This window comes from Roseovarius aestuarii (assembly GCF_019966515.1).
Taxonomy (GTDB): Bacteria; Pseudomonadota; Alphaproteobacteria; order Rhodobacterales; family Rhodobacteraceae; genus Roseovarius; species Roseovarius aestuarii.
The window spans coordinates 1-21,726 of sequence record NZ_JAIMIB010000014.1; the positions used below are offsets into that span (position 1 = coordinate 1).

17 protein-coding genes are annotated in these 21,726 nt (G+C 58.5%); 4 read left to right on the top strand and 13 right to left on the bottom strand.

Going from position 1 to position 21,726, the window contains the following annotated elements; genetic code table 11:
• From LC334_RS15690 to LC334_RS15700, 3 genes are all read right to left on the bottom strand, one after another.
• A partial coding sequence (locus LC334_RS15690; protein WP_223413028.1) for an ABC transporter permease subunit occupies positions 1 to 1,503 on the bottom strand: 1,503 nt, incomplete at its 3' end.
• 1 nt (position 1,504) lies between these two features.
• The gene (locus LC334_RS15695; RefSeq protein WP_085801383.1) at positions 1,505 to 2,533 is read right to left on the bottom strand and encodes a quaternary amine ABC transporter ATP-binding protein; all 1,029 of its coding nucleotides are present in this window, start codon (positions 2,531 to 2,533) and stop codon (positions 1,505 to 1,507) included.
• 152 nt (positions 2,534 to 2,685) lie between these two features.
• Positions 2,686 to 3,636 carry an ABC transporter substrate-binding protein gene (locus tag LC334_RS15700; RefSeq protein WP_085801384.1) on the bottom strand — a complete coding sequence of 317 codons (951 nt, stop codon included), beginning with the start codon at positions 3,634 to 3,636 and terminating at the stop codon, positions 2,686 to 2,688.
• Between the two features lie 203 nt (positions 3,637 to 3,839).
• Between LC334_RS15700 and LC334_RS15705 the strand changes: the two genes are divergently transcribed.
• Complete coding sequence (locus LC334_RS15705; RefSeq protein ID WP_085801385.1) at positions 3,840 to 4,775, top strand: LysR substrate-binding domain-containing protein; 936 nt, start codon at positions 3,840 to 3,842, stop codon at positions 4,773 to 4,775.
• 403 nt (positions 4,776 to 5,178) lie between these two features.
• Here the strand turns inward: LC334_RS15705 and LC334_RS15710 are convergent, their stop codons facing one another.
• The 3 genes from LC334_RS15710 to ileS are packed head-to-tail and all read right to left on the bottom strand — an operon-like array spanning position 5,179 to position 9,723.
• A complete protein-coding gene (locus tag LC334_RS15710; RefSeq protein WP_085801386.1) occupies positions 5,179 to 6,051 on the bottom strand; it encodes a DMT family transporter in 873 nt (290 codons plus the stop codon).
• A 43-nt stretch (positions 6,052 to 6,094) separates the two neighbouring features.
• Positions 6,095 to 6,655 (bottom strand): DUF2585 domain-containing protein, encoded by a 561-nt coding sequence (locus LC334_RS15715; RefSeq protein ID WP_085801387.1) that lies wholly within the window; start codon positions 6,653 to 6,655, stop codon positions 6,095 to 6,097.
• Positions 6,656 to 6,711: 56 nt separating this feature from the next.
• Positions 6,712 to 9,723, bottom strand: a complete 3,012-nt coding sequence (gene ileS, locus LC334_RS15720; protein WP_085801388.1) for an isoleucine--tRNA ligase — start codon at positions 9,721 to 9,723, stop codon at positions 6,712 to 6,714.
• 228 nt (positions 9,724 to 9,951) lie between these two features.
• Here ileS and LC334_RS15725 point away from each other — a divergent pair, with 228 nt between their 5' ends.
• Positions 9,952 to 10,584: an MSMEG_1061 family FMN-dependent PPOX-type flavoprotein gene (locus LC334_RS15725; protein WP_085801389.1), complete on the top strand. Its 633-nt coding sequence runs from the start codon at positions 9,952 to 9,954 to the stop codon at positions 10,582 to 10,584.
• A gap of 43 nt (positions 10,585 to 10,627) precedes the next feature.
• A complete protein-coding gene (locus tag LC334_RS15730; RefSeq protein WP_085801390.1) occupies positions 10,628 to 11,038 on the top strand; it encodes a group III truncated hemoglobin in 411 nt (136 codons plus the stop codon).
• Positions 11,039 to 11,121: 83 nt separating this feature from the next.
• Here the strand turns inward: LC334_RS15730 and LC334_RS15735 are convergent, their stop codons facing one another.
• The 7 genes from LC334_RS15735 to LC334_RS15765 form a co-directional block, all read right to left on the bottom strand.
• Positions 11,122 to 13,518 carry a caspase family protein gene (locus LC334_RS15735; protein ID WP_085801391.1) on the bottom strand — a complete coding sequence of 799 codons (2,397 nt, stop codon included), beginning with the start codon at positions 13,516 to 13,518 and terminating at the stop codon, positions 11,122 to 11,124.
• A gap of 15 nt (positions 13,519 to 13,533) precedes the next feature.
• Entirely contained in the window at positions 13,534 to 14,493 is a 960-nt protein-coding gene (locus tag LC334_RS15740; protein WP_085801392.1) for a trypsin-like serine peptidase, read from the bottom strand.
• 4 nt (positions 14,494 to 14,497) lie between these two features.
• Positions 14,498 to 15,814: a metallophosphoesterase family protein gene (locus LC334_RS15745; RefSeq protein ID WP_176237725.1), complete on the bottom strand. Its 1,317-nt coding sequence runs from the start codon at positions 15,812 to 15,814 to the stop codon at positions 14,498 to 14,500.
• 223 nt (positions 15,815 to 16,037) lie between these two features.
• Positions 16,038 to 16,943, bottom strand: coding sequence for a DMT family transporter (locus LC334_RS15750; protein WP_223413029.1), 906 nt, complete (start codon positions 16,941 to 16,943; stop codon positions 16,038 to 16,040).
• A gap of 1 nt (position 16,944) precedes the next feature.
• Positions 16,945 to 18,708, bottom strand: coding sequence for an SLC13 family permease (locus tag LC334_RS15755; protein ID WP_176237730.1), 1,764 nt, complete (start codon positions 18,706 to 18,708; stop codon positions 16,945 to 16,947).
• Between the two features lie 31 nt (positions 18,709 to 18,739).
• Positions 18,740 to 19,663 (bottom strand): DMT family transporter, encoded by a 924-nt coding sequence (locus LC334_RS15760; RefSeq protein ID WP_223413030.1) that lies wholly within the window; start codon positions 19,661 to 19,663, stop codon positions 18,740 to 18,742.
• Entirely contained in the window at positions 19,660 to 20,472 is an 813-nt protein-coding gene (locus tag LC334_RS15765) for a TIGR00282 family metallophosphoesterase (protein ID WP_085801394.1), read from the bottom strand. Before LC334_RS15765 ends, LC334_RS15760 begins: the two co-directional genes overlap by 4 nt.
• Positions 20,473 to 20,496: 24 nt before the next feature.
• Between LC334_RS15765 and LC334_RS15770 the strand changes: the two genes are divergently transcribed.
• On the top strand, positions 20,497 to 21,723 hold the full coding sequence (locus LC334_RS15770; protein WP_139836456.1) for a glycoside hydrolase family protein: 1,227 nt from the start codon (positions 20,497 to 20,499) through the stop codon (positions 21,721 to 21,723).
• Positions 21,724 to 21,726: the final 3 nt, after the last annotated feature.

Sequence of the window (21,726 nt, forward strand, 5' to 3'; positions counted from 1 at the left end):
AAGCAGGATGCGGGTCGACCACTTGTCGCTACGTGATGCGAAGATGCCCAGCGGAATACCAATGAACATTGACAGGAACACCGCCGAGATCACCGAATAGAGCGTGATCACCGACCGGTCCCACCAGCCACTGAACGCGACGATGCTGAAAAAGATCGCCGCAAAGATCGCCGGACGCTTGCCGCCCAGCCAGTAGGCAAAGGACACGATGATCAGAATGAAGGCCGGTGTCGGGATGTAGAGCAGGAAGTTGCGGAACGGGATCAACACCCAGACATTGAGCACATAGCGCATCTTTCCGGTAATCCACTGCACCGCATCGATGGCCAGGAACCCCTTGATGATTGCGTCCATCTCCTTGCCCATCGACAGCGATTGGCGGCGGCCAACTTCATTCAGGATACCAATGAACTGAGCGATAATAAGAAAGCCCAGAAAGCCGACGACAGCGGCCACCAGATACTTGTGCTGCACGAACCAGGATGTGCCACGCTCGTGATGCTCGGGCAGTTTCGCCACCCAGGCTTTGGAAAACCGGTCCAGCATCACCGCCACCAGCACGATGGTGATGCCAATTTCGAACGAGCGTCCCAGTTTGAAGCTGTTCATCATCGCCAGCAGTTTGCCGCCCAGACCAGGCATGCCGATAAAGGCGGTCAGAACCACCATCGCCAGACACAGCATGATCACCTGGTTGACGCCCACAAGGATCTCGGTCCGGGCCGAGGGGATGTAGACCTTGGTCAACATCTGCCACCGGGTCGAGCCACACATTTTGCCGGCCTCGATGATCTCGGGCGAGACCTTCTTGAGGCCAAGCGCCGTCATCAGCACCATCGGCGGAATGGCGTAGATCGTGGTCGCAATCGCCCCAGCCGTCGGGCCGACCTTGAAAAAGATCACGGCGGGCAGCAGATAGGTGAAGAACGGGATGGTCTGCAGAATGGCAAGAAACGGTTTGACCGCCCGGTCGAACCAGCCCCATTTCCACGCAGCGATGCCCATCAGCAGTCCGATAAAGAACGCCAATGGTGCCGCAACCGCGAGGACCGACAGCGTTTGCATGGCAATCTTCCACTGGCCCACCATCGCGGTCCAGACGAAGGTACCGCCGCCCAGCAGGGCGAATTTCCAACCTCCCAGATAATAGCCAATCACTGCCGCCACGGCAGCGACGCATGACCACGGCAGCGGGCCGATAAAGGGCCAGCGATGCTTGCCTTCGAGCAGATTTGCGGTCAGGCCCAGCATGAAATCCAGCGGCCCTTCGGCAAACCAGCGAGTCAGTACCGTCAGTTTCAGATCATCAATCAAAAAGCTAAAGAAGGCGTCCAGCCAGTCGGCCAGCGGCGGAATCCAGGATTCCGGCAAACGGACCAGAAAATCGGGCAACACCGGACGCGCCAAAATCATCAGCACCGCCACGCCAATCAGGATTTGCAGGAGGCGGGTCTTGCTCAGTCCGCCAGCCGCTTGGTTCGGGTTTGTTGCTAGTTCGGCCATCTCAGTCTTTCCCCAGCAATACGTCCAGCGCTTCTTGCCGGTTCATCACCCCGATCAGTTCGCCTTTCTTGTTGGCGACAGGCAGTTCTTCGCGCGGGTCGTTGACCAGTTGGCGGGCCAGTTGCAGGATCGTGTGACCGGCGCGCACGGGGTCACCTTCTGGCGCCGCTCCGTTGACCGGATTGGCCAATACTCGGGCATGCACCACGCGGGATTTTTCGATCTCCTCGGTGAATTTTCTGACATAGGGCGTCTGCGGGTTCAGCACGATCTGATCGGGCGTGTCGCATTGTTCTACCGCGCCGTCTTTCATGATGGCTATGCGGTCCGCCAGACGCAGCGCTTCGTCAAAGTCATGTGTGATAAAGACAATCGTCTTGCCCAGCATCTCTTGCAGGCGCAGGAATTCATCCTGCATCTCGCGACGAATAAGCGGGTCCAACGCCGAAAACGGCTCATCCAGAAACCAGATATCCGGCTCGATGGCCAGACTGCGCGCGATACCGACGCGCTGTTGCTGACCACCTGAGAGCTCACGCGGGAAATATTCTTCGCGGCCTTCAAGGCCCACTAGCTTGACCACTTCCAGCGCGCGCTCACGGCGGTCATGTTTGTCCTGCCCGCGCATTTCCAGCGGAAAGGCCACATTGTCAAGAACGGTGCGGTGCGGCAGCAGGCCGAAGGATTGGAACACCATGCCCATCTTGCTGCGGCGCATTTCGATCAGCGCGTTTTCATCCATGTCCATGATGTTTTCGCCATCGACCTCGATGGTGCCGCCGGTGATGTCATGCAGGCGCGAGAAACAGCGCACCAGGGTCGATTTCCCCGAGCCCGACAGGCCCATGATCACCAGCATTTCGCCGCGGCCGACTTCCACCGAGACATCTTTGACACCGGCGATATAACCATCGGCATGGATCTCTTGGAAACTGCGGCCAGCCGGCATGTTCGCAAGATATTGCTTTGGGTTCGGCCCAAATAATTTCCAGACGTTACGGCATGAAATGACGGGGGCTTCATCTGACATCGAATTTTCTTTCTAGTGGGGCGAATTTTTCAACGGAAATTGCAACTCGGTAAAGAAAGCACGCCCGGTCAATGAGGCTCGGACGGGCAATCTAAATTTTGACGATGGACCTGTCCGTACGTCGGACAGGTCGCAATCTTCATGGGATAGCCTTAGCTGCCCGAGCTTACCCAGTTCTTCCAGACATCCGGGTTCTCTTCCAGCCAGATTTCCGCTGCTTCATCCGGCTCCAGTTCGTCAACATCTACCTTCTTCGCCATTTCGGCGATCTGCGGGTTGGTGAACGATACTTTTTCCAGAACCGCGTATGCGCTCGGCCATTTCTCTTCCATGCCTTCCCAGGCGGCTTTCTTCAGATAGCCGGTTGCCGGGTTGCCACAGTCATAAAGCGCATCAGGGTTCGGGCCCACGGCCGGGTCCTTGTCGCAGCCATCTTCCCAGGCCGGGAATTCGACAAACTCACCGGGCCAGACCGCTTCAGCAAAGTTAGGTGTCCAGTTGAACACCAATACCGGCTTCTTGTCGGCCTCGGCTGCGCCAACATGAGCCCAGAGTGCCGCTGCCGAACCGGCGTTGATTACGGTGAAGTTAATATCGAGAGCCTCGGCACGTTCCTTGCCGTGCTTGAGCCAGTCCACCGGGCCGTCAAGGAACATCCCCTTGTCGCCGGTTTCGGCCGTCGCAAAAACGCTGGCACAGTCATTCAGCGCTTCCCAACTGGGCAGACCCGGGCATGCATCCTTGGTCCACATCGGATACCACCAGTCTTCGCGTGTCACCGCGTCGTGGTCGCCCACATCAACGATACCGCCTTTTTCCAGAGCCGCTCGGAACGAAGCCCCAAAGGCACCTTCCCAGACTTCAAGCTCCAGCGTCACGTCGCCCAGACGGATCGATTCGTACACCGCTTGGCTGTCCGTGGTCACGTATTCAACATTGTTGCCATTGGCCTCAAGTATCTGGCCGACGACGTTGCTCATCACAATCTGACTGGACCAGTTGTGGATCGGAATGACGATCGGGTCTGAACTGTCTGCCGCGTAGGACGCGGTTGCAGTGGCCAGCGCCAGCGCAGATGCCGTCATAAGGATTGTGGTTTTCATACTAACTCCCCATTAGCGTTGAAGAGGCGATCGTTCAGTGCGAACGCCGGGTTATAGGAGGTTAAGTATGAAGCAATTTTTGAAAAAGTGTGAATCAAGAATAGTTTTGCCAAGCCCAACAAAAAATTTGCCAAACTATCGAGGCCTGATTAACTGTTAGGGCTTGATTTCGAGCCAGCAATACCCACCGAGGTCCGAAAAAGATGTTGAAAGATCGCTCAATCCTGCCCCGTTTAGATCATTTGGTCACCTTTCAGGTAGCCGCGGAACTCGAAAGCTTTGCCGCCACCGCGAAGGAGATGAACGTTACAGAACCGGCCATAAGCCGAAAGATGCAACTTTTGGAACAGCATTATGATTGTGCGCTGTTCGTACGCGGACACCGCTCGGTCAAATTGACCGAACATGGGCGGAAATTACTCAATGGAATCAATCCAGCATTGCGCAGGATCGCGCAAGTTTCTCAGGAAATGTTGATCGATCTTCAACTATCCACGGTGCGCATGTCCGCCACCAATTCGGCGGCATCGCTGTGGCTCATGCCCCGCCTGCGCAAGTTTCGTCAGTCCAATCGCAACATTGCCATCAGCCTAGTGTCGTCGGATATCGATTCGGAATGCCTCGCGGCCGACATCGACCTGGCAATCCTGCGCGGCGACAGCAAGAACGAATGGCCCGGCTTCCACGTGGACCTGCTTTTCGGCGAAACCGTCTTTCCGGTCTGTGCGCCCTCATATCTGTCCAACAATCCCACACTGAGCGAGCTGACCTCGTTGCCTGATCACGCGCTGATCGACGTCGACAACGTCCATGCCGAATGGCTGAACTGGAAAAGCTGGATGGCGCACCTGGGATTTGATCCCGATCAGGTCGCGCCCTCGACCTATGTCAACACCTACCCCCTGGGCATCCAGGCGGCGGTTGACGGGCTGGGCGTGGCCCTCGGGTGGGGGCATCTGGTGGACCGGCACCTTCAGTCGGGCACATTGGTCCGGCCCCTGGAGTCGGTGCAGGTGCGCACCAACTCGGGCTATTACCTCTTGCGCCGCGAAGGCATCAACAGCACGCCCGAACACGACGTTGTTGCCAATTGGCTGCTGCAGGAAAGCGCGGCGCGAAAGCGCTACAAGGTTGATTAGCATTTATTGTTGATTTGATCGAAGTTGGTTTACGTGTTTAATTGCTGCTGAGCCTATTTGGCACACGGAGATTCCAAGTAGTTTAGTGTCTATTTCCTCGACCGGAAGAACACTGTGATTGCGGATGGAGAGCAGGAATAAGGCAATGTGTATCATGCTCCGGCTTATCCGCGGATAAGTTGCGAGTAGCACTTTCGAACTAAATGGCAGATTTTATTCCAATACCTCTAACGCTCAATAATTCTGATGCAAGTAATCAATCTAAAGTCTGATTTGGGGAAATTGCTCCGAAACACTAATTTGGATGTCGAACGGCAGGGTTGAACCGCTCCTTCAGTCGGCGATGTTCGCAAAGCACGCTTTGCGAACATTCGAACTGGATGCAGCATTTGACAGTTAGGGCTCAAACCGGCCGCTCTCGTCGTTTGCGCCTCAACACCACCAGGTTCGATACAAAAAGCGCACCGATTACCACTGCGCCGCCTATCAACGCCCAAAAGCCGGGGTCTTCGCCGATCACCATCCAGACCAGGATCGGTGCCAATACCGATTCCAGCAGGATCAGCAGTGAAACCTCCGCTGAACTGATGTAGCGCGGCCCCAATGTCAGGAAACAGGTTGCCACGGCGATGAAAGCACCGTGCCCGGCAAACAGCTCCCACTGGCCCGGGAACACTGCCAACGGCGCCGTGAAAGGCCACATCATCAGGGCCGAGCCGATATAGGCCATGGGGATCGCCGGGATCATCGAAATAGCCTTGACCTTCCGCACCGCTGTCAGCGCGCCGGAATAAGCAATCGTGACGTAAAGCGCCCAGATATCCCCCTTCCACGACGCAATCTCGGATTCTTCCGACCCGTAGGCAATGATCCCAAGCCCGACCAGAACAACTGCCATCGTCAGCACCATCCTGAGCCGTATGGGCTCGCCCAGAAAAATCCGGCTGAATGTGGCGGAAAAGACCGGCATCGATGCGAAAATGAACACCACGTTTGCGACGCTGGTCTGGGTGACCGCAAGTACGAAACCCGGCGCGGTTGAGCCGATCAGGAACATGTAGATGAAAGCGGGCCAGCCGCAGCGCAGTACGGCACCCATCCCGCGGGTGCCTTGCACCACCAGCAGGCCAAGCAAGATCATCATCCCGGAACTCATGCCGCGCCAGAATGCCACCTCCAGCGGGTCTGCCACGATCAGTCGTACAAAGAGTGAATCCGGAACCACGAACAACACACCCAGCGTCGTGATCAGCAATCCCTTGAGATGGTCATTCATGGCGCAAATCTGTGCGGGTTCCGTGATCGAAAGTAAAGCGCGATTACATCGCCGCCTGCCAGTCGCGGATCGCCTCCAGCGGCCACAAAAGCATGATCACGTTCAGTGCCAGTCCATCGCGGATGATCGCCATCGTCAGCAGCTCGAACCCGATCACGATCGCGAAGCTCACCCAAACCGGCAGCATCCGCGCCAGCCAGAACCCCACCAGCATGGCCACAATGTCCGAAAAGGAATTAAGCACGCTATCGCCATAGTAATCGAGCGAGATAGTGACCTCGCGGTAGCGCTCGATCACCGCATTGGTGTTTTCGGCAATTTCCCAGGCGCATTCGACAAGCGTAGCGATGACAAGCCGCCACCCCACCGGCAGGCGCCGCGCAACCAGCCAAAGCGCGGCATAAAAGATGAAACCGTGCAGCAGGTGACTGGGCGTATACCAGTCGAATAGCTGTTGCGATCCTTCGCTGGTGCCCACCGTGCCCCAAAGGTCCACATACCCGCAGGCGCACCACGGCACCCGACCCATCCAGAGCAGAATGGCGCAAGTCGCCAGAACCAGCACAGAGGTCAGCAGATAGGGCCGGAACGTCGCGTCACTCATAAGTATCTCCTAGCCGCACAATTCTGCTGTTCGAAGGCTTGCGCCTCTGCCAACGCCTACCCCAATGCCTCGCTGCAGCGGTAGCAGGTGGCCGGATGCGCATGAGTGCCGACATCCGGCAGGATTTTCCAGCAGCGCTGGCATTTCTCACCATCGGCTTTCTCGAATACCACCGTGACGCCGTCGACTTCAGGCAGACGGAACGCCTCGGCCGGGCTGGGGTGATCGGTCAGTGATATGTCTGACGTGATGCAGATATCCTCGAAATTCACCGATTTCAGCACCGTCAGCATCTCGGGATCGCGGACATGCACCACCGGGGCCGCCTCCAGCGAGGCACCGATCACCTTGTCGGTGCGCTGCACCTCAAGCGCTGCGGTGACCGCCCGCCGCGCCTGCCGCACATGCGCCCATTTCGCCGCCAATGGCTCGTCCAGCCAATCGGCAGGCGTCGCCGGCATATCGGTCAGATGCACCGAGCTTTCGTCGCCGGGGAACCGTTCCAGCCAGACCTCTTCCATGGTGAAGACCAGCACGGGCGCCAGCCAGGTGGTGAGCCGGTGGAAAAGTAGGTCCAGCACCGTGCGCGCAGCGCGCCTGCGAGGCGTGTCGCCATCGCAATAAAGCACGTCTTTGCGGATGTCGAAATAGAATGCCGATAGCTCGACCGTGGCGAAGTTGAAAAGCGCCTGGAACACGCCCTGGAAATCATAGGCGGCATAGCCGGTGCGCACCCGGTGATCCAGCTCGGCCAGGCGGTGCAGCACCCAGCGCTCCAGCTCGGGCATGTCGGCAGGCTCCACCCGGTCGCTTTCGTTGAAATGCGCCAGCGCACCCAGCATGAAGCGCATGGTGTTGCGCAGCCGCCGGTAGCTGTCGGCGGTGCCCTTCAGAATCTCCGGCCCGATCCGCTGATCACCCGTATAATCGACCTGCGACACCCAGAGCCGCAGGATATCAGCACCGTATTGTTTGACCACCTCGTCAGGAACGATGGTGTTGCCCAGCGATTTGGACATCTTGTTGCCTTTGGCATCGAGCGTGAACCCGTGGGTCAGCACCCCGCGATAGGGCGCAAAGCCCTGCGTGCCGCAGCTTTGCAGCATCGAGGAATGGAACCAGCCGCGATGCTGGTCGGTGCCTTCCAGATAAAGATCCGCCAGACCGTCCTCGGAGCCATCCTCGCGGTCGCGCAACACGAACGCATGGGTCGAGCCGCTATCGAACCACACATCGAGGATGTCATCGACCTTGACCCATTCCGACGGGTCGTAATCATTGCCGAGGAAGCGTTCCTTGGCGCCCTCCTTGTACCAGGCATCGGCGCCTTCGGCCTCAAACGCCTCAAGGATGCGGGCGTTGACCGCCTCGTCGCGCAGCAGGAAACTCTCGTCAGTGGGCAGCGCGCCCTTGCGCACAAAACATGTCAGCGGCACGCCCCAGGCGCGCTGACGGCTGAGCACCCAGTCGGGCCGCGCTACCATCATCGAGTGGAGCCGGTTACGGCCGGTCTTGGGGGTCCAGTTCACATTGTCGATCTCGGTCAGGGCGCGTTCACGGATGGTGGTGCCGTGGGTGTCCTGCCCGTCGCCGACCGGCTTGTCGATGGCGGCGAACCATTGCGGCGTGTTGCGGTAGATTACCGGTGCCTTGGACCGCCATGAATGCGGATAGCTGTGCTTGATCTTGCCGCGCGCCAGAAGGCCGCCCACCTCGACCAGCTTGTCGATCACGGATTTATTGGCATCGCCCTCACCGCCCTTGCGGTTGAGGATGTAGGTGCCGCCAAAAAACGGCAGATCCGGGCGGAAAGAGCCGTCATCCAGCACGTTATAGGTGATGACCTGCCCCAGCATGCCCAGATCGCGGTAAAGCTCGTATTCCTCCATCCCGTGGCTGGGCGCGCAATGCACGAAACCGGTGCCTTCCTCGTCGGTCACGAAATCGGCGGCACGGAAATCACGCAGATCGTCCCATTCGCCGTTGGACCCTTCGGCCCCAGCCAGCGGGTGCTGCAACGAAAGGGCCGAAAGCTCCTCGGCGCTGACGTCACGGACACGTTTCCAGTGATCTTCGCTCAGCCGGGCACGGCCCAGCACATCGCCCGCCAGCTTGTCGGCGAGGATGAACCGGTCACCGGGCGCGGCCCAGCATTCCTCGGGCGTGCCCGTGACTTCGTAAAGCCCGTAGGAGAAGTTTTCGCCATAAACCACGGCCTTGTTCGACGGGATAGTCCAGGGTGTCGTGGTCCAGATGACGACATGGGCACCCTGCAAATCTTCCATGTTCCGCAGAGTGCGTTCTACTTCTTGTTCTTGTTTCTGAGTGCTGACAACCAAACCGCCTTCATGGCCGACTAGGGCATCTTGAAAACCAGCAACCCGGAACTTCACCCAAATGGTAAAACTGTCCTTGTCGTGATATTCGACCTCGGCCTCGGCCAGGGCGGTTTTCTCGATCGGCGACCACATGACAGGCTTGGAGCCCTGGTAGAGCGTGCCGTTCATCAGGAATTTCTGGAACTCCTCGGCGATGATGCGCTCGGCGCGGAAATCCATCGTCAGATACGGCTTGGACCACTTGCCGGTCACGCCAAGGCGCTTGAATTCGTCGCGCTGGATATCGATCCAGCCTTCGGCGAATTTGCGGCATTCCTGGCGGAAGTCGACGATATCGACCTCGTCCTTGTTACGGCCCTTCTTGCGGTACTGTTCCTCGATCTTCCATTCTATGGGCAGACCGTGGCAATCCCAGCCGGGGATATAGCGCGCGTCGCGGCCCATCATCTGCTGCGAACGCACCACCATGTCCTTGAGGATCTTGTTCAGCGCGTGACCGATATGCAGGTGGCCGTTGGCGTAAGGAGGGCCGTCATGCAGAGTAAACGGCTCGCGGTCCCCAGCCTCGGCCGCCTTGTCACGCAGGCGGGTATAGATGCGCAGCTTGTTCCAGCGTTCCAGCCATTCGGGCTCGCGCTTGGGCAAGCCCGCGCGCATTGGAAAATCCGTCTGGGGCAGGTTCAGAGTGTCTTTGTAGTCTGGGGTATTATCTGTGGTCTCGGCGCACATTTGTGGCGTCCTTCATATGCGAATATCGTCAGGAGTTCAGGGGGCGGCGCGCTGGTTCATACGCCTTGTCCCGGCGGCTCGATCTGCTCAGAGCGCCGGGCATATAATTCGAATAATGATCGCCAGTATCCGTGTCATCGCCCGACTTATAGGCAGCGACGCGGACGGGCACAAGATCAATGGCCCGCAACTATGATAGACTGCCCCGAGCAGTGCGAGAGGACAGCCATGTATCAGCCCAAAGATGTCGTAACCTCGGTCGATCAGATCTATGCCGATCAGCGTAGGCCCTATGACAGCCAGGTGCAGAAATTCGTCGACCATATCGATGCCCACTGCCGGATCTGGATCGAACATTCGACCTTCTTGACCATGGCGACGGTGGATAAGGCGGGGAACATGGATGTCTCGCCCAAGGGTGACCCTGCCGGATTTGTGAAAATACTGGACCACAAGACGCTGGCCATTCCTGATCGTCCCGGCAACCATCGCTATGACGGGTTTCAAAACATCTTCGAGACCGGTCGTATCGGGCTGGTCTTTCTGGTGCCGAACCGCAGCGAGGTCGTGCGGGTCAATGGCAGCGCCCAGGTGGTGCGCGATATCGAGCTGCGCGAAAAATGCGCGATCAACGGGCGAGTGCCGGACTTTGCCGTGATCGTGCATGTGGAAGAGGCGTTTTATCACTGCGGCAAGTCGATCATCCGCTCGCGGCTCTGGCATCCTGATCAACAACTGCCCGTCGATGCATTGCCCACCTATGCCGAAGCGCTGATGGCGCATGGTGATCTGACCGAGGATTTCGACGAGTTGACCGCCCGGCTGCGCCATAACGATGAAAAGCGGCTCTACGACGAATAGCACCCCCCTTGCGCCGCCTGTCGCATAAAGGCAGGTAAGGTATATGAGCACTGCCCTGCCCCCTCGTTTCAACATTACCCGCCCGGAAATCGAGCGGGTCGTGGCGGTATTTTATGACCGTATTCGTGCGCATCCCGGTCTGGGACCGATTTTCGCCGTTCATGTCGGAGATTGGCCCAGCCACGAGGCCAAAGTGGCGGATTTCTGGGCCAATACCATCTTGCACGAGCGCAGTTACGAGGGCAGCCCGGTTGAAGCGCATGTGAAGGCCGGGAATGTCCGTCCCGGCATGTTCGAGACCTGGTTGGCGCTTTTTGACGCGGTGCTGAGCAACGAACTGACACCGGATCAGGCGGCAAGCTGGTCCGCCCTGGCGCATCGTATCGGCCGGTCATTGCGGGCCGCCGTGGTGGATCGCGAAAAACTGCCCGGCGGGGTGCCAAAACTGCGTTGAAAAAACTTGATACGGTCAGGCACGCCCAATCGTCGGACAGCCAGTTGTTTGTGACCCTTGCTACCCGCGCGGCGGGGTCGACCTCAGATCACCCCGCGCCAGGTGGTCCAAGGTCGGGAATGATCCAGATGACTGGAGGGAAACGGGCTTAACCCGTCATAATCCTGCACCGCCCGAAGACCATCGAGGAAAAGCGGCATCCCCGGCAACGCGACGGGTCCGCTACCCGATGCCAGCCCGTCAATTGCCCAACTGTCGGGCAATTCCGGGAAAAATTCCCGCATGTTGGACGAGACCTGCGCCATATGCTGCATCTCACCGCGGCGCATCAATTCGTAAGCGGCGAGCGATGAAGCGATCGGGTTGCCCCACTTGTGATAGAGAAAATCGTTCAGAGACAGGCTGGAGATCGTTGCAAAGACATCCTGGCGTGCGCGGTAGGATCGGAACATACGGGTAAATTGCCGCACATCGTCAAGCGAATTACGTTCGTCAATCCTGTCTTGTACCGCTGGATGCAGATGCTCGGAAAGTGCCCCCAACGGCAGCAAATACTGGATGAACTGGGGTTGCCGGTCTGGACCCTGAACAAGCGTGATGAACGTACAGCGGTTGGGCATGGCAAAGCTTGCGAACGTGTAACTCATGCCGTCGTTGATCCGGACAGTCACGAAATGCTGACCCGGGGGCCTTTCGGCATAGGCCTCGTGCAGGTCCAAATCACCGGGCCTGCGCGGGTCAATCCAATGGGGGCTCACCCCGTCTGAGATGCTTATTTCCACCCGCGTTGCCGGATCTTCGAAACCCGCCAGCACATAGAATGAGGCCGTGGTCGGGGTATCATTCCAGAATTCGCGAAGCGGAAGCTGCCCGAGCTTATAATACGTGCCTTCATTTCTGCTCAGAATGCGGCCAGCACCGATGACGGCAAGCCACATGGCGAGGTCAGGTTCCGTGCGTTCATGGCTCAGGGATTCGGAGAATTGCAGGCTGTCCTCGTGGGCGGGGAAATGCAAAGCGATACTGCGCATCGGTCGGTTGGCGTGCCAATCGGTGAGGTTAAGCTCTTTCAAGGCGGTGTTCACCTTGAACGACCTCTTTTCGAGTGCAGCGCCGTCAGCGCCCCTCAATGTGCCAGTATAGTTGCCGCCAGGTAGTTCTACTTCGCCGTTACCGGAAACCACGGTAATGGCGCGCGACGAGACATGCTGCAATTCAGCGGTGGCATCGAGGGGCAAGATCACATTGACGCCGTAAAGGCGCGGCGCTCGGCGCGGGCGTGATGCGCGCCGGCGCGGTCGTCCACCACCGCCACCAAAGCTTTCAAGGCCCGATACAGCTTCATTCAACGATGGCGGCCTCATCGCCGAAAAATCAGGCCCCGGATGGTCAAATGAGGGCAATTTGGGTGCGCCAAGAGGCGGGCTTGGTGTGGCCTTGGTAAAGGTCAGGTGTTTGGGATCATACAATTCGACTTTCAGCGCGTTTCCCGGCTCAACACTGCCTTTGTCCAGTTCGACCTGAATTTTGTATGTCCCAGGCGGCACTCTAAGCGTCGCCGGCAAAGCGTTGAATTTCTCACTGTCAAAATTTCGGGCGCGGATATGGCGGTACTTGATTTTCCCCTTCTCGGAGGCCGAGGCTCCTTTGATCTTGATGTTGCAATCGATTTCAGGAACCGGTTTTAGTGTATAGAGAATACCGTCGCTTTCGCCTTCCTGGCCAAGCACCTGATGTTCGATGGGCTGGTCGTGCTTCAGTTTTTCGGTCAGATAAATCCGTAAGCTGTCGTACCGGACGAACATGGCATCTTCGACATTATCATCCCAGGTCTTGGCCTTTCCGACACCTTTCAACCCGTCCTGAAGGCTCTTCTGGAACGCTCCCTCGACAACCGAAGCCGCATTGGTAATTGTGGAATGCAGCACGTAAGTGGTCGGTTCGCCAGTCGCACCGCTCTTGGGGGAAAAGCTGTTGCCGGGTGCTGCGATTTGATTGGCCTTCATTTTCAGGCGGCAGGCATCAATAAAATAATATTGCTTACCGACGCCCATGCAGCTGCGCAGCCAGTTAATGGTTTCGTCCAGATTTATGCAGCGATTTATCGAGATTTCGGAATTTCTGAAGTCGGACCCGACGATGATATCGGACCTCGGCGCGTCGCTCACAAAGGCATATCCGTGACCGCTGTAGTAGAACAGCAACTCATCGGTCATGTTTTTACCGGTCTTTTGGAGGTCTATCAGCGCCTGGACCAGATCATCGCGCGTGGCCCCGATGCCAAAACCATCCTGTCGGGGTTCTGAGCAGAACACCATTTGAGTGTCTTCGTCCGAACGCCCGTCCGAGCGCCATTTGGCTTCGACCCATTCCTTGAACTTCAGCGCTGCTTTTAGCGTGCCGTCCAGCTTCTTTGCCATGCCCGCTTCGGTGACGTCGGGATACTCCTCAATCGCGATGATGAAAGCACGTGAAACCATGACCCTCCTCCACTTTCAGGCGTTCGAAACGAAATCCGCCAACGCGGCGCCGTCGATGGCCTCGTTGCGGTACATGAAATATCCGGCGCGGTGGATGCCGATAACTTTTGCGGTTTTCAGCGAAAAGAGCGGCGAACCCGAATTGCCCTGCGTGGTCGAACAATCATGGTAAAAGCTCGGGTGTTTCACACCTCGCAATACCTCTCCCAGGGCAGCGCAACGCACCCCGAACTTGTTCTGGAAGGTCGTACCCAGGAACGCGGGATTATTTTTTTCATCCTCCGCAGGGTATCCGATCGCGACGACCTCATCCCCGATCGCGGGAGCAGCCGGTTCAATCTCGACACCTTCACGTTCGGTGCTCTCCAGCTTCAACCGGACCATGTCCAGATCCTGATGGGCGGCGTCTACACCAATGATAGGGAAAATATCTGACGGCCTGTTATTCTGGCCGTATTCCTGCTTGAAAACCACCCGCGCGCTTTTCTTGCGCAACACGCCCGAGCCGAATGTCAGCGCATCAAGCACGTGGCGATTGGTGGCCAGCACACTGCCGCTGACCAGAAAACCAGTGCCGACATGGCTGGTGGTTCCATCGGGCGCAATGCTCTCGATACGGCCAATCGAGTTGACGAACCGCGCGACGTTGTTCTTGAAGTCGCTCCAATTGTCGTAGTGCTCCGGCGGAAACAGGTCCTCGCCGGCTTTCCGCGGAAGATCCTGCGGCACGCCGTCTTTGGTCAGCACCACCGGGCGCATCATCCGAATGACGATCTCGAGCGCAGTCAACTCTTCTGCATCGGGGATCTCGCCGCTGCGCAACTTTTCCAATGCGGCCTGCGCCAACGCCTCGCTATCCGGTATCATACCGGGGCCGACAATGGCGCGCACCTTGACCATTACATCGGCCACGGGCTTGTCGCCAAAAGACCGCGCTACGCGCCGCTGCAGCAAATTCAGGTCTGTATCATCCATCGGTCTAAGCCAGCGTCTTTTGGTAGATCACCTTGCCCTCAGGATCGAGCACCTTTTCGGTCAGGTGACGGCCATCAAGTTCCAGCATCGCATAGCCATGCGGCGCGAACTTGTCCTCCTCGCCCGTGATGTAGGGATTTGGCCCATCCAGCACGGTGACATCCGACAGCAGATTCCCGGCGATGCTGCTTGCCGGGCTGTGGCGCCATTCCGCATTGGCGAAATCCGGGTTGGTAGCACGTGGCAGGTGGCGGGTGGCAGCGCGGGGTTGCGGCATGCCGCCATGACCTACGCAACGCGCTAAAATGCCAAATTCACGATCCGGCTTATCAAAAATGGAACAGCGGTGTTCATGCCCCCAATACCAGGCGAAGATGCGTTTGCTGCGCAGAATTTTGCCAAACTCGGTATGCTGCCACAACTTGCGGCCCTGCGATTCCCAATGCGAATAAAGCTGGTGATGCGAGAATAATATGACCTTCCGGTCGCCCGCCTGTACCAGCACCTGTTTCAGCCACGCGACCTGCTGATCATCAATGTCATGATCCTTGTAGGCAAGATCCAGGCCGATCAGTGTCCAGTGATCGTTCTGCGTGGCAAAATAGCTTCCCTGCTGTCCGAATTGCGGCAGGAGCATCCCGAAATAGGCGTCCCCCCCTGAGTACATCTCATGGTTCGAGTTGATCGCTCGATTTACTGTACCGGGCCTTGAGGGCCAGCGGTTCAGCAGCCGTTGTTCCATCTCTTTTTTTGTACCCGAATAGTAGACATCGCCCAGATGCAGAACCATGGCGACATCATCCGGGTCATTGGCGATTGAGCTAGCGATGCGCGGCGCGCCGTAAAGGCCGGTGCCCCAGTCGCCTATCACGGCAATACGCGCCGCCTTGGGCAGGGGTTCAGGCGTTGCGGATGTGGGCCGAAGCATCGGGTGCTTTCGCCCTTGCTTGAGTTTTTGCCAGGCCACACTTGCCCAGCCACCCCAGTCGCCCGTATCGAATTTCGCCTCAAGCCCACCGGCGGGCAGCGGATCAAAGCTCAGATTAGCTGCCTCACCAGATGCGATCAGGCTTTGCATACGTGACGCGCGATCATCATGCGCCGTGGTCAGCACCCGGGCGCCGGCATCCAGCTCCGCACTTTCCAGCTGGCGCAATATGTTGCCCATTGCCGCCATGATGGCCGTCTTTTCCAGAGGGTTGGTTTCCGTATCGCTTTCAGCAACCTCGTTGAGATTGCCCACGGCTTCGTCGCTGCTAAGCGCTTTTTCGATCTCTCTGAAGGTCACAATTACGGGGGCAATATCTGTCTCTTCCGACATGGGTCCATCCATCAAATAAATATCTGTGTTTCAATAAAAACGCTGTAATACACTCTCCCTTAAAGGGATTCTTTGCAAGTTTCTTTCAATCACAGGCCAATATGCCTTCTATCGAAGGCGCTGTAGCCCGTTGTAATTTATATAATTATAGACTTCTCGGCACATACCGCATCTTTCATCGGATGCGGTAAGGCGATCTTTTGCAGCGAAACGAAAACGCCCGTCAAACCTTTGTCGCTGACGGGTTTGGCGTCACCGCCTGCCGCTTGAGCACCATCTCACGCCAGCTGATAAAGCTGACCGCTCCGACGATCACCGTACCGCCCAGCACCACGAACACATCGAAGCCTTCGTCAAAGAAAAGCGCGCCCACCAGCACCGCCCAGACCAGTTGCAAGAAGGATACCGGTTGGGTCACCGCCAGCGGCGCCGCCCGAAAGGCCAGCGTCATCGTGAAATGCCCACCGGTCGCCAGACAGGCCACGCCGAATAGCAGCGCCGCCTCGGTTGATGTGGGCGTGATCCAGTTCATCAGCGCCAGCGGCGCCAGTCCGATTGTTACGATGATCGACAGCATCGCCACCACAACAGCAGGGCTGACGCGGTTGGTCATCAGTTTCGCCAGCAGGTAGGAAACGCCGAAGCATATGGCGACGGCCAGCATTGCCAGGTGTCCCGGCCCGATCTCGCGAAATCCCGGTCGCAGGATGATCAGCGTGCCAAGCAGTGCCGCGAAAATCGCAAGTACCCGGCGCAATGCCAGCCGCTCTCCCAGAAACAGCGCCGCGCCGAGGGTCACATAGACCGGCGAGAGGTAATTCATCGCAGTCACATCAGCAATCGGGATACGTGCCATGGCATAGAACCAAAGCGCCACCGCCCCGGTATGGGCCACGCCGCGAATGGTGAACATCATCCACAATTGCCGGTCGAACCGTGTTTTAAGCAGTGATCCCAGCATCGGTACAAAAAAGATCAAGCCAAACACATACCGCAGAAACGCCGCCTCGGGCGCGGGGATGCGCGTGCCCATGGATTTCACCAGCACCGTGACACCGACGAACTGCGCCCCCGTCACCACCATCCAGAGGACACCCCAGCCGGGGCGGGAGGCGCCAGTGTCAATCATGTCAAAGCGGCCAGATCATCGGGATGAGAAAACTGGCCAGCATCCCGACGCTCAGGTTCAGCGGGATGCCCACGCGCATGAAATCGGTAAAGCGATAACCGCCGGGCCCGTAGACCAGAGTGTTGGTCTGATAGCCAATGGGCGTGGCGAAACTGGCGCTGGCGGCCACCATCACCGCCACCACCAAGGGCCGCGCGTCGATGCCCATCGCATCAGCCAGCCCGATGGCGATGGGCGTGACGACGACGGCGACGGCGTTGTTTGAAACCAGTTCCGTCAGGATCGAGGTCAGAAGGTAGATCGCCCAGATGATCATCACCCCCGGCAGCATCGACAGCGCCGGCGCGATCACCTCGACAATCAGTTTGACCGCGCCCGATGCCTCAAGCGCCGCGCCGACGGCCAACATGGAAAAGATCAGCGCGAGGAGACGGCCATCCACAAAGGAAAACGCCTCATCCGCGTCGATGCAGCGGGTCAGGAAAATGACCGCCACCGCCAGAATCGCCAGGAAAAAGATCGGTGCCACACCAAGGGCGGCCAGTGCCACAATCCCTACGAGGGCGGCGATAGCAATGGGCGCATGGCTCCGGCGATAGGCACGCGCGGAAGGGTGCGAAACATCGACCAGATCCATTTCACGCGACAGGCGCTGGATATCCTCGGGCGACCCTTCAAGCAGCAACGTGTCGCCAACCCGCACGATCAGATCATCGAGTTGCCGGCCGATATTCTGGTTCCGCCGATGCACAGCGAGCGGATAGACACCAAAGCGACGCCGCAGACGCAGCGCCCCAAGCGAGCGGCCGACCATCTTGCAACCGGGTGTGATCAGCACCTCGACCGTGGTTGTTTCAACCGCCGAAACCTGATCAACCCGCTTCAGGCTCTTGTCCCTCTGCAGGCTTAGAAGCTCGGTCATCTGGGTGCGCAGAACCACACGGTCACCCACCTGCAATTCGACTCCTTTGAGGTTGCGGCGCAGCGAAAGGTCGCCACGGATCACGTCAATCAGGCGCACCCCCTCGCGTTTGAAAAGCTGTACGCCGGTGACTTCACGTCCGACGAGGTTCGAGTCGGGCGGGACCACGGCCTCGGTAAAGAACTTCATCTTGGATCTGTCCGAAAGCATATCTGCCATACTGTCCCGCGCGGGCAGCAGGAAGGGTCCGATAAAGCGTAGATAAATCGCACCCCAGGCGACGAGCGCGATGCCAAGGGGTGTGACCTCGAAAATCGAAAACGCCTCCAGGCCTTGGGCGCGGGCGACACCATCGACCAGCAGGTTGGTGGAGGTGCCGATCAGCGTCAGCGTTCCGCCGAGGATCGCCGCATAGCTGAGCGGAATCAGAAGCTTGGATGCCGGAATGCCGAGGGATCGCGCCAACTGCACGAAAACCGGGATCATCACCACCACTACCGGCGTGTTGGATACGAAGGCCGACGAAACGACGACAAAGATCATCAGCATCAGGATTGCCATTTTCGGGTTCACCCGCGCCTGTCGGTCGGCGACCGAAGTGAAGGCATCGAGTGCCCCGGTCCGCACCAGTGCGCCCATCACGATGAACATCGCGGCAATGGTCCAGGGGGCCGGGTTCGACAAAACTGCCAAGGCTGAGTCGTAAGGCAAAAGCCCCATCGCCAGCAGCAGCGCCGCCCCGGTGATGGCCACAACCTCAGTCGGATAGGATTCGCGCACGAACAGAACGAACATCAAGCCCACGACACCCAGTGCCAGAAGGCCCTGCGCGGTCTGCGACATATCGAGAAACTGGATCAAACCTGTCCGTCCTTCAAGAATTCCCGTCACCTTCCCCGATGACCGCGCCGGGAGCAAGCAGGATAGCGCGCCGGGGCTGAACAAGAAACATGCCCGCGAGCATCAGCGCCAGCGCGGCCCAAACAAAGGTCGAATAGCTCTCCTGCAACAGCAAGATCGACCACAGCACGCCGAATCCAGTCACCAGATAGCTGGTCTGCGCCGTGAAGACCGATCCGGCCCTCCCCACCATCCAGACATAGGCCGCATAGACGACGGCGTGCAGCGCCGCGGCACCGACCAACGCGGCCTCGGGCACGCCAAACCCTGCCAGCGGGTTGATCCACTGCCCGCTGATCAGCGCCAGCGGCAGGGACAGCACCATCCCCAGGATCGACGCCCCCAGGATCACCTGCACGGAATCAAGCCCCTGCGTGCCCCATTTCGCCACCAGATTGCCCTCGGTCGCGTAAAGCATCGGCGCCAGCAGCGCGAGCGGCACAAAGGCTGCCATGGCGCGCTCGGGCAGGCTGGCATCGGGGCCGATCAGCAGCACGATGCCTGTCAGCCCCACCAATAGCCCCGCCAGACGCCGCCAGGTAAAATCCTCGTTGCCCATAGCCAGCGCGATGGGCAGTGAAAACATCGGCACGCTCGAAATGATGATCGACATCACCCCGCCAGGCAGGCGGGCGGCGGAAAGGTAGAAGAAGATATCCGGCAATACCGCGCCGGTCAGGGCCACCATGATCAGTAAACGCCAATAGCGGCGGCCCAGTTCCACGCGTTTGCCACGCCAGGCGCAGATCGCGCCTAGCACGACCACAACGATGAAGAGCTGCCAGAAGATCAGCCCGAAAGGCTGGTGCCCGGTGCTGACGGCGATCTTCGACAGCGGCACCGACAGCCCCCAGCCCGCGCCCATCAGCACGAGAAACCCGTAGAGCGAGGCGTTCACGGCCCCGCCTGCGCCAGCCTGCCGCCCTGACGAACCATATGCACCGCCGTGGCCTGCCCGGTCTTGTCATCGGTCTCGACATACAGCCCCGACAGCGTCGCGTCGCCCAAAGCGGGTGTAAACCGCGCCTTGGGCATGCCGGTGACGAAGCGGCGCATCGGCTCGGCCTTGTCCATGCCGATGACGCTCAGGTAATCGCCGCACATGCCGGCATCAGACTGGAACGCGGTGCCGCCGGGCAGGATCTGCGCATCACTCGTAGGCACATGGGTATGGGTGCCCACGACCACACTGGCGCGACCGTCGCAATAATGCCCCATACCCATCTTCTCACTGGTGGCCTCGCAATGGATATCGACCAGCGCTGCCTGCACTGCGCCGCCCAGAGGATGGGTGCGCAGCACTTCATCCACAGCAGAGAACGGATCATCGAAAGCGCGCTTCATGAACACCTGACCCAGCACCTGCGTCACAAGCACCTTGCGGCCGCGCCGATCCTGAAACACCCGGTGCCCGCGCCCCGGCGCGCCCTTGGCATAGTTGAGCGGACGTATCAGACGCGGTTCGCTTTCGATAAACTGCAGCATGTCTTTCTGATCGAAGGCATGATCGCCCAGCGTGACGCAATCTGCCCCGGCCTCCAGCAGCAGCTTGGCGTGTGACCCGCTCAACCCCATGCCACCGGTCGCGTTTTCACCGTTGACCACCACGAAGTCCAGCCGCCACTCCTCGCGCAGTCGTGGCAACATCTCGGTCACAGCCTTGCGGCCTGCGCGGCCCACAACATCGCCCAAAAACAATATCTTCATATGACTCTGTTAGGCTGTGGCGTGATGAAGGGCAAGCCGGCATCAACCGAAGAACCGCGTTGTTTCTACTATCGCCGGAATGACGCAAGTCATCTAAAAAACAGCAATTTCGATCAAGTACTATCGGCGTCTTTGACACAAAGTACCGCGAACAGATTTAGGTACAGGAATCGCACGATGGATATTGGTACTACGAGCAAGCGTCTCATTCTGGGAACAAGATTTTTCAAACAAGCGGCATTGGGGCTGCTAATCGCTTGTTTGGCTCACATTGCAAGCGCGCAGGAACCCGGGTTTTCGGTGCATGGCGAAAAACCGGCGCTTGGTAGGGCCAGCAGCGGAAGTTGGGACAGCACATATCTTGATCCCGGAACGGTCGTATTTCATGAGAATGCTTTTCACATGCTCTATGTTGCGATCCCCCGGTGGCCGCACCCCCTGGCGATTGGCTATGCCAAATCCAGCGACGGTCACGCATGGGTTCGACAGTCTGAGGCACCGGTCCTGTCACCTGACCAGACAGGCAGCCTATCAGCGACATCCATCATAGCCAGCAGCGCCCTGGTCACTGAAGATGGCACTTGGGTGCTCTACTTTACCTCCGTCGCGCCCGGAGAGTCGTTTTACGGGCAGGTTGCCCGTGCAACCGCGCCTGGGCCAAAAGGCCCTTGGACAGTTGATCCCGAGCCAGTGTTGATACCGGGGCCTGAAGGCGCGTGGGACGGCCTAGCAGTAGGTGATGCCAGCGTCGTGCGGCACGACGGCGGATATGCGATGTACTACACCGGATTTGGCAACATTCAGAACGGGGCGTTCAGCGAAAAGCGCGCAAATATCGGAATGGCGACCTCTGCTGATGGCATGACTTGGAAGAAACACGATAATCCTGCAACAAAGGACACGCTGTACGATGTAAGTGACCCTGTATTCACTGTTACGACGGATCAGGCAGGATGGGATACATTCAGGATCGTTGACCCAAACGTACAGAAAACACCCGACGGCTGGCTCATGGCTTATCGTGGCGCAACTTTCGATTCCGCGACGTCGATCGGGCTTGCGAGCAGCCCGGACGGAATCAACTGGACGCGGGTATCGGACACGCCGGAACTAACCAACGAAAACACGGGCAAAAAGATTTTCTTCATGACGCTGCTCAGCCGTCCGGCGCAGGACTATCTGTTCGTGGAATTGGGTAGCAGCAGCAGCACCGACGCCTATGTGGCAACCCGCCCACGTCTCTCGGAGTAAAAG